Annotated in this window: 12 protein-coding genes; 5 read left to right on the top strand and 7 right to left on the bottom strand. The window is 63.7% G+C overall.

The window, feature by feature from the left end:
• The 5 genes from J0L98_RS07915 to rsmA all read left to right on the top strand — a co-directional run.
• On the top strand, nt 1–2,222 hold a 2,222-nt coding region (locus J0L98_RS07915; RefSeq protein WP_296411109.1), incomplete at its 5' end, for an LPS-assembly protein LptD.
• A gap of 16 nt (nt 2,223–2,238) precedes the next feature.
• Nucleotides 2,239–3,537 carry a peptidylprolyl isomerase gene (locus tag J0L98_RS07910; protein WP_296411108.1) on the top strand — a complete coding sequence of 433 codons (1,299 nt, stop codon included), beginning with the start codon at nt 2,239–2,241 and terminating at the stop codon, nt 3,535–3,537.
• Nucleotides 3,538–3,620: 83 nt separating this feature from the next.
• On the top strand, nt 3,621–4,598 hold the full coding sequence (pdxA, locus tag J0L98_RS07905) for a 4-hydroxythreonine-4-phosphate dehydrogenase PdxA (protein ID WP_296411107.1): 978 nt from the start codon (nt 3,621–3,623) through the stop codon (nt 4,596–4,598).
• Complete coding sequence (locus J0L98_RS07900) at nt 4,595–5,488, top strand: patatin-like phospholipase family protein (protein ID WP_296411106.1); 894 nt, start codon at nt 4,595–4,597, stop codon at nt 5,486–5,488. Before pdxA ends, J0L98_RS07900 begins: the two co-directional genes overlap by 4 nt.
• A gap of 11 nt (nt 5,489–5,499) precedes the next feature.
• On the top strand, nt 5,500–6,300 hold the full coding sequence (gene rsmA, locus J0L98_RS07895) for a 16S rRNA (adenine(1518)-N(6)/adenine(1519)-N(6))-dimethyltransferase RsmA (RefSeq protein ID WP_296411104.1): 801 nt from the start codon (nt 5,500–5,502) through the stop codon (nt 6,298–6,300).
• A 168-nt stretch (nt 6,301–6,468) separates the two neighbouring features.
• Here the strand turns inward: rsmA and J0L98_RS07890 are convergent, their stop codons facing one another.
• The 7 genes from J0L98_RS07890 to J0L98_RS07865 form a co-directional block, all read right to left on the bottom strand.
• Nucleotides 6,469–6,663 carry a DUF2892 domain-containing protein gene (locus tag J0L98_RS07890; RefSeq protein WP_296408765.1) on the bottom strand — a complete coding sequence of 65 codons (195 nt, stop codon included), beginning with the start codon at nt 6,661–6,663 and terminating at the stop codon, nt 6,469–6,471.
• Nucleotides 6,664–6,755: 92 nt separating this feature from the next.
• Nucleotides 6,756–7,418, bottom strand: coding sequence for a Crp/Fnr family transcriptional regulator (locus tag J0L98_RS07885; protein WP_296411103.1), 663 nt, complete (start codon nt 7,416–7,418; stop codon nt 6,756–6,758).
• Nucleotides 7,415–8,173 carry an exodeoxyribonuclease III gene (gene xth, locus J0L98_RS07880; RefSeq protein WP_296411102.1) on the bottom strand — a complete coding sequence of 253 codons (759 nt, stop codon included), beginning with the start codon at nt 8,171–8,173 and terminating at the stop codon, nt 7,415–7,417. Before xth ends, J0L98_RS07885 begins: the two co-directional genes overlap by 4 nt.
• 309 nt (nt 8,174–8,482) lie before the next feature.
• Nucleotides 8,483–8,614, bottom strand: a complete 132-nt coding sequence (locus tag J0L98_RS21580) for a hypothetical protein (protein WP_365954432.1) — start codon at nt 8,612–8,614, stop codon at nt 8,483–8,485.
• A gap of 11 nt (nt 8,615–8,625) precedes the next feature.
• Entirely contained in the window at nt 8,626–8,805 is a 180-nt protein-coding gene (locus tag J0L98_RS07875; RefSeq protein ID WP_296411101.1) for a hypothetical protein, read from the bottom strand.
• 251 nt (nt 8,806–9,056) lie between these two features.
• Nucleotides 9,057–10,649 (bottom strand): GTP-binding protein, encoded by a 1,593-nt coding sequence (locus J0L98_RS07870; RefSeq protein ID WP_296411100.1) that lies wholly within the window; start codon nt 10,647–10,649, stop codon nt 9,057–9,059.
• Between the two features lie 3 nt (nt 10,650–10,652).
• Nucleotides 10,653–11,630 carry a hypothetical protein gene (locus J0L98_RS07865; RefSeq protein ID WP_296411099.1) on the bottom strand — a complete coding sequence of 326 codons (978 nt, stop codon included), beginning with the start codon at nt 11,628–11,630 and terminating at the stop codon, nt 10,653–10,655.
• Nucleotides 11,631–11,648: the final 18 nt, after the last annotated feature.

Raw genomic sequence — 11,648 nt, 5'->3', positions numbered from 1 at the left:
CCCCGGCAGCCGGGCCTGGCGCCACCCGGATCACCGCGGACCGGGTGAGCGGCCGTCAGGATGTGGATGCCGTTGCCGAGGGCAACGCCACGCTGCTGCGCGACGCCACCCGCGTTGATGGTGACCGCCTCCAGTATTTCGAGCTCACCGATGAGGTTGAGGCCACCGGCAATGTGCGCGTGCTGCGCGGCACCGACGAGATGACCGGTCCCCATGCCCGCATCAAGGTGCAGGAACAGTCCGGGGTCTTTGATTCACCCAGCTATGCCATCAGCCGGCCCGCCCGACCGCCGCGTCCCGGCCAGGCGCCGCTGCTTCCCGGTCAGGCCCTGCCCGCCAGCCAGCAGCCCATCAGCGGGCATGGCTCGGCCGATTCCCTCGTGCTGGAGGGCGAAAACCAGTTCCGCTTCTCCAATGCTTCATGGACTAGCTGCAAGCCGGCTCGCCCCGACTGGTACCTGCAGGCCAAGGAGCTGGATCTGGATTACGACACGGAAGTGGGCGAGGCGCGCCATGGCACCCTGTGGTTCAAGGGCGTACCGCTGGCCTATCTGCCGTGGGCTGACTTCCCCCTCGGTGAGAGCCGCAAGTCCGGCCTCCTGTCGCCCACCTTCGGCACCTCCAACAAGGTCGGCTTCGATCTGTCGGTGCCCTACTACTTCAACCTCGCGCCGAACTACGACGACACCCTCACCACCCGCCTGATGGGGCGCCGGGGACTGCAGTTCCGCAACGAGGCGCGCTACATCAATCCGAACTACCGGGGCATCACCTACCTGGAATACATGCCCCAGGATCAGGTGGAGGGGCGTAGTCGTTACGTGGGGTCGGTGCGCCATGACCACAACTTCGGTGGTGGCTGGACCAGCAACATCAATTTCAACGGTGTCTCCGACCCGCGCTACTTCATCGACCTCAGTACGCGCCTGGCTTTGACGTCCCAGGTGAACCTGCTGCGCCAGGGCTCGGTGACCTACGCGGGCGGCGGCTGGTGGACCGCCACCGGCATGCTGCAAGCCTTTCAGACCCTGGATGATCCCAAGACCGGCGCCGCGCCCGTCAGCACGCCCTACAAGCGTCTGCCCCAGTTGATGTTGATGGCGAATCGCCCGGACATGCCGGGGGGTACCACTTTCCAGTTGGCCAGCGAATTCGTCGCCTTCAGCCACCCGACCCAGGATGAAGGCCGCCGCCTGACCTTCTATCCGCAGCTCTCGTTGCCTCTGCAGACGGCAGCCTTCCACTTCACGCCCAAGATCGGGGTGCACGCCACCCGCTACGAGCTGGACCGGAGGGTGAGCACGGGGGACAACTCCACCACCCGCACCCTGCCCATCCTGTCGGTGGACAGCGGCGTGACCTTCGAGCGTGAGGCTACCTTCGGTGGGCGGGATTTCGTGCAGACCCTTGAGCCGCGGATCTACTACCTCTACGTACCCTACCGCGACCAGTCGAACATTCCCAACTTCGATACGGGCTTTTACGACTTCAACTTTGCGCAGATCTTCGCGGAGAACGTCTACACCGGCGGTGACCGCATCTCCAACGCCAATCAGATCACTACTGCGGTGCAGAGCCGCCTGATCGACCCGGCGACCGGGGCCGAGACCCTGCGTGCGGCCCTGGGGCAGCGCTACTATCTGGTGGACCAGCGTGTCACCCTCAACAAGGACACCCCGGCGCGGACCGGCAAGCAGGCGGATCTGCTTGCTGCCCTCGGCATCAATCTGGCGCCCAAGACCACGCTCGACACGGCCTGGCAATACAACCCCAGGGACAACTGGACAGAGCGTTTCAATTTCGGCGTCCGTTACCAGCCGGGCTATGCCCGCACCCTCGGGGTGAGCTGGCGCTATCGGCGCAACTATTCCACCGATGCCGCCAATCCCAACGGTTTCCGCGACATCGACCTCACTGGCCAATGGCCCCTGTGGGGTAACTGGTATGGCGTGGGGCGCTACAACCGCAACCTGCGCGATCACCGCCTGACCCAGGGCATTGCCGGCGTCGAGTACAACGCCGGCTGCTGGGTGTTCCGTGGCGTGGTGCAGCATCTCACCACCAGCGCCACCGACGTGACCCGTGCCTTCTTCTTCCAGTTGGAATTCAACGGTGCGGGCAGCCTTGGCTCCAGCCCGCTCAATGTCCTCCGGCGCAGCGTTCCCGGCTACAACCGCATCAATGATGGCTCAAACCCCTTCTCCAGTGACGACGACTTCTGAAAGCGCGCCCCGACCCATGAAATTCATCGTCTCCCTGCTTGCCGCATCCCTCATTTCCAGCCTCGCTTCCGCCGCCAACGGGCCGGTGGAGGTCGATCGCATCGTGGCGGTGGTCAACAGCGAAGTCATCACCCGTTCCGACCTGCGCATGCGGGTGGCGCAGGTGACCCGCCAGCTCAGCCGCCAGGGCACGCCGCTGCCCGCCGCCGAGGTGCTCGAGAAGCAGGTACTGGAGCGTCAGATCATGGAGCGGCTGCAACTGCAGCTGGCCGCCGAGACCTCCCTGCGCATTGATGACGTGACCCTGGACCGGGCCGTCGGACGTATTGCCGACAATAACCGCCTGTCCATGACCGAGTTCCGTAAGGCATTGGAGCGGGATGGCATCTCCTGGGACCGCTTCCGGGAGGAGGTGCGCAACGAAATGCTGCTGACCCGAGTGCGTGAGCGCGAGGTGGACGGCCGTATCGTGGTGTCGGACGCGGAGGTCAGCAACTTCCTGGCCCATCCGGAGAACGCCATGGGGCAGGATGAATACAACCTCTCCCACATTCTCTTTCGGGCGCCGGAGGGGGCAACCCCCGAGCAGCTTGCACGCCTGCGCGCCAAGGCCGATGACGTGGCAGCCCGCATCGGGCGGGGCGAGCCCTTCGACAAGCTGGCCGCCAGCTATTCCGATGCCCCCGACGCCCTGACCGGCGGCAACCTGGGCTGGCGCAGTGCCGAGCGCCTTCCCGGCCTGTTTGCCGAAGCCGTTGCCAGCCTCAAGCCCGGCGAGACCACGCCCATCCTGCGCAGCGCGGCGGGCTTTCACATCGTGCGCGTGATCGACCGCAAGGGCGGCGCCTCATCGGGTGTGCCCGCCCAGGTCCAGCAGACCCGTGCCCGTCATATTCTGATCAAGACCTCTGAGGTGGTCTCCGATGCAGACGCCCGCCGCCGCCTTGTCGATCTGCGCGAGCGGGTGGTCCAGGGCGGTGCCAGCTTTGCCGATCTGGCCCGCATCCACTCCGCCGACCTGTCGGCATCCAAGGGGGGCGATCTGGGCTGGATCTACCCGGGCGATACCGTTCCCGAGTTTGAACAGACCATGGATGCCCTCAAGCCCGGTGAGCTCAGCCAGCCTGTGCAGTCGCCCTTTGGCTGGCATCTGATCCTCGTTGAAGACCGGCGTGTGCAGGATGTCTCCGACGAGCGCAAGCGGGGTGCCGCCCGCAATGCGCTGCGCGAGCGCAAGTCCGACGAGGCTTACCAGGATTGGCTGCGCCAGTTGCGTGACCGGGCCTACGTGGAATACCGCAGCGAAGATCGCTGAACCCGACGTGCGGGCGGCGCAGTCCGCCGTCGCCCGCACCCCTTGAGCAGCGCCGCTTCCTCCCCTTCAGCCTCGCCCCCACCATGCCCTCCCCGCTTCCCGTCCTTGCCATCACCAGCGGTGAGCCCGCCGGTATCGGCCCCGACCTGTGTGCCGCCCTGCCGCGCCTTGACTGCCCCGCGCGTCTTGTCGTCCTGGGTGATCGCAACATGATTGCCGCCCGCATCCATGCGGTGGAGCCTTCCGTTCGCATTCTCGACTACGCGGTCGGCAACACCCCCCGGGCCGGCAGCCTGGAGGTGCTTCATGTGCCGCTTGCCCGTCCGGTCACCCCGGGCCGGCTGGATGCGGCCAATGCCCGCTATGTCCTCGATGTGCTCGACCGGGCCATCGTCGGGTGCCGATCAGGGGAGTTTGCCGGCATGGTCACCGCACCGGTGCATAAGGGCATCATCTGCGATGGGGGCGTGCCGTTTTCGGGGCATACGGAATACCTGGCCGAAGCCACCGGCACACCACTGGTGGTGATGATGCTGGTGGGCGGGGGTATGCGTGTGGCGCTGGCCACCACCCATCTGCCCCTCAAGGATGTGTCCGCGGCCATCACCCGCAGCCTGCTCACCGACACCCTGCGCATCCTGCATGCGGATCTGCGCGACCGCTTCGGTCTGGTGGCACCACGTATCCTGGTGGCCGGCCTCAACCCCCATGCGGGGGAGGGGGGCCACATGGGGCGTGAAGAAATCGACGTGATCAACCCGGTGCTGGAGGCCCTGCGCGCCGAGGGCATGGACCTGCGTGGTCCCCTGCCGGCGGACACCCTGTTCGTGCCCCATACCCTGGAACAGGGGGATGCGGTGCTGGCCATGTTCCATGATCAGGGCCTGCCTGTGCTCAAGCACGCCAGCTTCGGAGGGGGCGTCAATGTCACCCTGGGGTTGCCCATCATCCGTACCTCGGTCGATCACGGTACGGCCCTTGATCTGGCAGGGACAGGTCGCGCAGACCCGGGCAGCCTGTTTGCTGCCGTCGGGCTCGCCATTTCCATGGCCCGGGCATGAACGGCAGGCGTCGCCTGTTGCTTGGTGGTGTTGCGGCCCTTGGACTTGCTGCCTGCGCCGACCTGACCCACAAGCCCGAGCAGCCCGCAGTGCCTCGCGTTGCCCGCAAGCCACGGGTGGCCCTGGCCCTGGGTGGGGGTGCCGCCCGTGGCTTTGCCCACATCGGCGTCATCAAGGTTCTCGAGACCCAGGGTCTGGTGCCCGATCTCATTGTTGGGACCAGTGCCGGGGCGGTGGTCGGGGCCCTCTATGCCGCCGGGCACGGGCCCTTTGAACTGCAGAAACTGGCCATCCAGCTGGATGAGTCTGCCGTCACCGACTGGAGTCTCTTTGATCGGGGCGTAATCAAGGGCGAAGCCCTGGAGCGCTTCATCAACACCCATGTGGGCAACAAGCCCATTGAGGGCTTGAAGCGTCGCTTTGCCGCCGTCGCCACCGATTTGCAGAGCGGCCAGCCCATCGTTTTCCAAAGGGGAAACACCGGCACCGCGGTCCGCGCGTCCTCGTCCATTCCCGGTGTCTTTCCACCAGTGCCCATCAACGGGCGGGAGTATGTGGATGGGGGGCTGGTGGCACCGATTCCGGTTCGCGAAGCCCGTGGCCTTGGTGCGGACATCGTCATCGCGGTGGATATATCGGGTCGTCCCAGTGGCAAGAAAAACCAGGGCAGTCTGGACGTGCTGCTCGACACCATCGCCATCATGGGCGGCGCCCTGGGGCGAGACGAACTGGCCGGTGCCGACGTGGTTATCCGCCCCGATCTGAAGGGCCTTCCCGCCACCAACTTCCAGCAGCGCCATGAAGCCATTCTCGAGGGGGAACGGGTCGGCTTTGCCGCCGTGCCCCGCGTCCGGGAGGCGATGGCAGCCTGGGAAAAGAAGAATTCCTGAGAAAGCCCCGGATGAGCGAACCCCATCTCGCGCGCAAGCGCTTCGGCCAGAATTTCCTGTCCGACCCCAACATCATTCGCAAGATCATCGAGGCGATCCGCCCCGCCGAGGGGGATCGCATGGTTGAGATCGGCCCGGGCCTCGGTGCCATGACCGAACCCCTGATGGCGCGTCTGCCCCATCTGCATGTGGTCGAGATCGACCGGGACCTGATCGCCCGCCTGAAGGAGGCGCATTCCCCCGAGAAGCTGACCATCCACGAAGGTGACGCCCTCAAGTTCGACTTCGGCAGCCTGGTCGCCGATGGCGCACCCCTGCGGGTGGTCGGCAACCTGCCCTACAACATCTCCACGCCCATCCTCTTTCACCTGGCCGACTACGCCGAGAAGGTGAAGGACATGACCTTCATGCTGCAGAAGGAAGTGGTGATGCGCATGGTGGCCGAGCCCGGTACCGAGGAGTACGGGCGGCTGTCGGTGATGCTGCAGTATCGCTTCAACATGGGGCGGCTTTTCGATGTGCCGCCGGGCGCCTTCCGTCCGGCACCCAAGGTGATGTCGAGCATTGTGCGCATGGTGCCGCGCCCCGTGGCCGAGTGCGCGGCGTCCGACTACGCCCTGCTCGGCAAGATCGTGACGGCAGCCTTCGGTCAGCGCCGCAAGACGCTGCGCAACACCCTGCGGGATTTCCTGGACGAGTCCGATTATGCGGCTCTGGAGCTGGACCCGGGCCTGCGCGGTGAGAAGCTGGGTGTGGATGCCTTTGTGCGCATCGCCAATCACGTGGCCGGCCGAATCACGCCGGCCGCTTGATCGATCTGATCGATCACGGGTTTAAAGACGCCTTAGCGTGCTGATCATGCCTCACGGCACAAGGGATTGCGCTTGCGGGGACAGCGGGTGCGCAGCGGCGTGAAAAAGCCCGGCGCCCTTCTGTGTCGGGGGCCGGGCCGGGATGAGTCCAGGTGGAGCCGCCGGAGATCAGTCCTTTTTCATCGGGCAGGTGTTCATGCCCAGCAGCGGGTAGACCGGGCAGAAGCCGGTCAGACCGGTGGCCAGGGGCACCACGCCGATCCAGGCCCAGGTCGGTCCGCCCAGGAGGGCAGCCCAGGCTACCAGGGCCACGCCGCCACCAATCCGCAATACTTTGTCGATACCGCCCACGTTCGCTTTCATGATCGCCTCCTCGGCACATTGGTTCAGGTGGGCGTATTGGAGCATCTGTCGCCAGGGGGCGTCTGTAACCTTGGTTACAGAGCCGGGGGGCTTCAGCCGCCGGCCAGGCGGCGCAGGCCGGCGGGGTCGAGGATCTCGATCTGCTCCCGCGAGAGGGCGACCAGCCCCTGCTCTGCCAGACCCTTGAGCAGGCGGCTGACGATTTCCCGCACGCTGCCCAGTTCGTCGGCGAGTTGTTGGTGGGTGGTATGGAGGCGCTGACCCTTGCCCAGCAACAGGGCGGCGAGTCGCTGGTCGAGCTTGCGGAAGGCCACTTCCTCGATCAGTTGCATCAGATCGGCAATGCGCTCGGAAAACAACTGGAAGACGAAGTCGCGGAAGGCCTGCTCGCCCAGCAGGGCCTGGAAGTCCTCGTTGGGCACGACCAGCAGGGTGGTGTCGGTTTCGGTGACGCCGCGGGCGTTGTAAGGCGCCTGGCCAAGCAGGCAGGCTGAGGAAATGATGCAGGTTTCTCCTGGCGTGACGCGGTAAAGAGGCAGTTCCCGCCCGTTCGGGGCAGCCTTGACCACCCGGATGCTGCCCGAAATCACGAAGGGAAAGCCCCGGCATGCCTGGCGTTCGTCGAAGACCGTGGTGCCCGCCGGCAACTCGAGAAATTGGGCACGGGCCTGCAGGCGCTGGCGCGTGCGGGCGGTCAGGGTGGCGAGGATGGGGTAGAGGGCGATCAGGGTGTCGCCGGCAGGGGCTGTGTTCATCGGAGTTCGACAACGACGGGAGTGTGGTCCGAGGGGCGCTCAAGCTTGCGCGGTTCCTTGTCGGTGTAGCAGGCCGCGCATCTTTCCACCAGGGGAGGTGACAGCAACAGGTGGTCAATGCGCAGGCCGAAGTTGCGACGGAAGGCGCCCATCCGGTAATCCCACCAGGAGAAGCTGCGCTCCTCCTGCTCGAAGAGGCGGAAGGCGTCGCTCAGCCCGAGGTCGATGAGGGCCTGGAAGGCCGCCCGTTCGGGCACGGACACGTGGATCTCGTCCTTCCAGTCCGGGTGGGCATCCCGGTCTTCCGGCGCAACGTTGTAGTCGCCGGCCAGCACCAGTTGCGGGGTAGCCTGCAGTTCGGTCTTCAGCCAGGCGGTGAGGGCTTCCAGCCAAGCCATCTTGTAGGCGAATTTGTCGGAGCCCACGGCCTGACCGTTGGGGAAGTAGCCGCACACGATGCGCACCCCGTCGAGGGTGCCGGCGATGATGCGCTTCTGCTCGTCGGCAAAGCCGGGAATGTCACAGGTGACGTCTTCCAGCGGCTTGCGGCTGAGGATGGCGACGCCGTTGTAGGTCTTCTGCCCGTTGAACACGGCCTGATAGCCGGCGGCTTCGATTTCAGCCAGAGGAAAGGCCTTGTTCTCGCACTTGAGCTCCTGCAGGCACAGGGCATCGGGCTGGTGGGCCGCCAGCCAGTCGAGCACGTGGGGTAGGCGGACCTTGAGGGAGTTGACGTTCCAGGTGGCGATCTTCATGGGGTCTTGAAATCCAGTGGTGGCGCGGGTTGATGTCGTTAATCGTGCTACTCGCTAGGCTCCGGGTTACACAGAACCCTGCTTGGTTGGCATGATTGTGCCAGCCACATCGCCACAGAGTTTATGGTTTGCCGTTGTCCTTTCGAGCAGCCCCGTTTCACGCGCAAACGAAATCCCGGCGTTTTCGGCCGCTGCCGTGATGCCGGCATTGTTCTCGGCACGCAGTGCGACCACGTCCGCATCGTCAAGCGTCGCCGGCGTTTGCCTTTGGCTCTGGTCCGCTCGAACGTAGCGAGCTTCGGTGTTCTCTCACGCCAGATCGGCTACTGCGACCGGCATGGTGAGCATTCGCCTACCCGGCGGGATGGTCAGGCTAACGCTCTCCCGCACGGAGATCATGGACGCACCCGTCGCTTTCAAGGCTTTGACGGTGTTCGGCACGTCAAGGGTGTTCAGCCCGAGCCTATCAATCGCCGCCACCAAAAGACGTCACCTTCCCGGACTTTGGCGAGGAGCACCTCCAGCCCCGTCCACTGGGTCGCAGTCACCTTGGCGGAGACGCCATCATCGGAGCACCACTCGCCCACCGTGTAGCGGGCCGCGATGGTCCGGCACTGGTTCCGGGTTCTCACAGGTTTGATTGTCAGTGGAGACGCGTGTAGGCGACAACTCCAGATATGGCATACCGCTATGTGGTTCAAAATAGATAGCTCATAGAATGGCCTTGCTCAAAACAAGAATCAACGTTTTCTTGAGCTATGTCAGAAACCCTGATCGTAGTCAAAATTCAGCACACACGGGTGGTTGAAATTCAATGCGCGCGAACACGCACGACCATGTACGCTGGGCGAATTACTGATCGATCGCGTACTCGAGAGAGCGTTCAGGGGCCTTGAAGGGATGGGTGTACCGTTGCCATATAACTCCCGCATTTTTTTAACTCCGCTTCCGACACATCCAGACTGGCCTCATGGAGCAGTGCATGCTCGATTTGCCGGACGGTGTTTATGGCTGAATCTTTGCAGCTGACTTCCAGACTTGTGTCGTCTATGTGCTCTATCGGGATTTTTCGACGTTGAAGTCTTGTGCCAACCCGCAACAGTGCATCCGGAATAGTGACCGAGATTGAGGACACCACGCCGATTTGCGTAACTGTTGCCGGAATAAACTTGGGTGCGTCGTTTTGTGAGCCCCTGCGCAAGTAAAAGACGTTGTGCGCAGGCGCGTCGAAGGGCGAGGCTAGCGCAACCGGTGCTCCTGCTGCCTCAAAGACATGGAGTTCCTTCTCAGCGCCCGTGCAGCCCACTAAGTGGCAGCTAATTAGTTTGCCGAACCAAATCAGGGTAAATAGTTCGCCGACAAAAGGCAGCCGGTGGGTGCCTTGGAGGCGCATGACAATGGCGCGCCCCACTGCGATCTTGTCCGCAGCGCCGAAAAGGCAGGTGCTCTTGCACAGCCGCAGGTCGGCGCCACCCCGGATCGACGTCAAAGCAAAGCCGCCCAGTTCATTGGCTTCCAGATTGGCCCTTATTTCGCCCCCTTGCGGCCGCAGGCTTCGTATCCGAGCAGTCGCCGTACCGTGCGATCCATCTCCGAGCCGGACCGGCGCAATTTTCACGACGTCTCCGACGGAAAATCCGCCATTTAGCACCTTGCCCTGGAGCAGCATGGGAACCCCGACCTCCCGCGCCTTGCGCCGGTACTCGCCCTCGACGTACGCGAGTTTGCCCATCCCGGAGAACGCTGGCACGGCATGGCGGCGGATCGAATCCTGAATCCATTCGAGCAGCGTCGGCCCCTTATACCAAGGCATTTGTATTGCGGGCGTCACGACGTTCTGGTCGGACTCGGTGATCATGTCGATGGCGGTCGGAATGACGTCATAGCAAAGGCTCGCGTGGAACAATTGCTCGAGCATTTGCCCGATCTTGTGTAAGGCTGAGTCGTAACGGTCGCGCGAATATCCGCACTGGTCGAACTTAGTTAGCACGATGAGAAATCGCGCTCGTCGCTTAAACTCGATCCATGTCACCAGTTGCGCGAGGAATTCCCTGTTTCCGCCCAGTCCGTCTTCCAGCAGCCGGTTGATCTCGGCGACGAAGATGCCCATGTCACCCATGAACATTCCCGAATACGTCTCGCGCTCCACGTGCTGCGCCCCGGGGGTATCGATCATGTTGATGGGCACGTCCCGGCCGTCGATGCGCAGATGCGCGGTCGTGGGGTGCAGGCGCCTCGACTGCCCGATGCCATCGTGCTGTCGGATCTGTTCGTCAGGGCCGCGGTCGACGATGTAGGCGAACTTCTGCTTCACGTCGAAGTGAGCCCCCAATTGGACGCGGCGATGATGCAGGAAGGATTCCCAAGTCCCATTAAGGCCGCCCGTCCGGAGCGTGCAAAAGCCTGCCAGACTCGATTTGCCCGCATGGGCGGCCCCAAATATTGCAAAGTTCCTGGGTGAAGATAGTGTACTCATGTTTTAGAGGCGCTCATAGAATTGGGTCAACCCGACATGCTCAATCAGGCGGCAGGCCGCGCCGTCCGGGTGCGTGAGCATTAGGCCGGGCTTGCGAGCGGCGCGGCCCGGAATTCGGTATGCATTCGAGATTAGAATCCGGTCCCCCATGACCGAATAGTTGAATGATACGAGGTCGGGGAAATTCTCCGCGTGGGGATCGACGATCCTCGGGCGCCACCCCTGGAGATCCTCGCCATCGATCCTGCACCGCCGCCGCAACCGGGGGTGGGGCACGATGCCATAAAAAGCAAGGGATCCTCCCCCGGATAGGATCATCGTCGAACTCTGGACTCGGGCACTCTCGTAGTCCTTTAGGGATTGGGTCAGAACCACGTGCGGGCCAACAAAGCAGCCCCGGCCGATGCTGATCGGCCCGAGAATCATCGCGAACGCGCAGACCGTAACGTCGTCGTCCAGCGTCGGGTGTCTCCGCTTTCCGTCCATTACGCTGGTGCCGCGGGCCCCGAGGACGACGCTTTGCATCAGCGTGCAGCGCGCGCCGATCCGGACATCTTCTCCGATCACGGTTCCTACGCCGTGATCGATCTTGAACCGCTCTCCGATACGTGCCGCTGGATGGATCTCCACGCCCGATCGAGCCTTTGCGTCCTCCGAAATCCTACGCGCCTCGGCGGCGAAGATCTCGGGATGCCTCGTTGCGCGGCCGAACCGAAGGATTTGGTGGCCGATCCGGTAATCGACCACGGCCCGGTAGGTGCTATAGGAGGCCAACACGTACGAGCGCGAACGTCGGGCCGCCGGGTCGGTGGACACCATGGCATCCAGATCGCCAATGGCCAGTTGCAGAGCCGTATTGTAGTAAGGTGCAAACTCGGCATCGGCAAGTCCGAGTCCGCTCAGGCTCAGCCGGAACGGCGCAGTTCGGTCGCGCAGGTAGTCGTGGAGACCCTTCAGGTCGTCGTCTTCGAGCTTGCTCATGTTCGACTCTCCGGTTTT

The organism is Zoogloea sp. (assembly GCF_017302315.1).
In the GTDB taxonomy this organism is placed as follows: Bacteria; Pseudomonadota; Gammaproteobacteria; order Burkholderiales; family Rhodocyclaceae; genus Zoogloea.
Note: the sequence above shows the minus strand (reverse complement) of the source record. Positions and strands in the feature narration are given on the sequence as shown.

Bases quoted from the DNA above. Each gene is read 5' to 3' on its own strand.
- J0L98_RS07900 (WP_296411106.1), top strand. From the start codon at position 4,595: ATGAACGGCAGGCGTCGCCTGTTGCTTGGTGGTGTTGCGGCCCTTGGA.
- J0L98_RS07870 (WP_296411100.1), bottom strand. From the start codon at position 10,649: ATGAGTACACTATCTTCACCCAGGAACTTTGCAATATTTGGGGCCGCC.
- pdxA (WP_296411107.1), top strand. From the start codon at position 3,621: ATGCCCTCCCCGCTTCCCGTCCTTGCCATCACCAGCGGTGAGCCCGCC.
- J0L98_RS07890 (WP_296408765.1), bottom strand. From the start codon at position 6,663: ATGAAAGCGAACGTGGGCGGTATCGACAAAGTATTGCGGATTGGTGGC.
- rsmA (WP_296411104.1), top strand. From the start codon at position 5,500: ATGAGCGAACCCCATCTCGCGCGCAAGCGCTTCGGCCAGAATTTCCTG.
- J0L98_RS07885 (WP_296411103.1), bottom strand. From the start codon at position 7,418: ATGAACACAGCCCCTGCCGGCGACACCCTGATCGCCCTCTACCCCATC.
- J0L98_RS07910 (WP_296411108.1), top strand. From the start codon at position 2,239: ATGAAATTCATCGTCTCCCTGCTTGCCGCATCCCTCATTTCCAGCCTC.
- xth (WP_296411102.1), bottom strand. From the start codon at position 8,173: ATGAAGATCGCCACCTGGAACGTCAACTCCCTCAAGGTCCGCCTACCC.
- J0L98_RS07865 (WP_296411099.1), bottom strand. From the start codon at position 11,630: ATGAGCAAGCTCGAAGACGACGACCTGAAGGGTCTCCACGACTACCTG.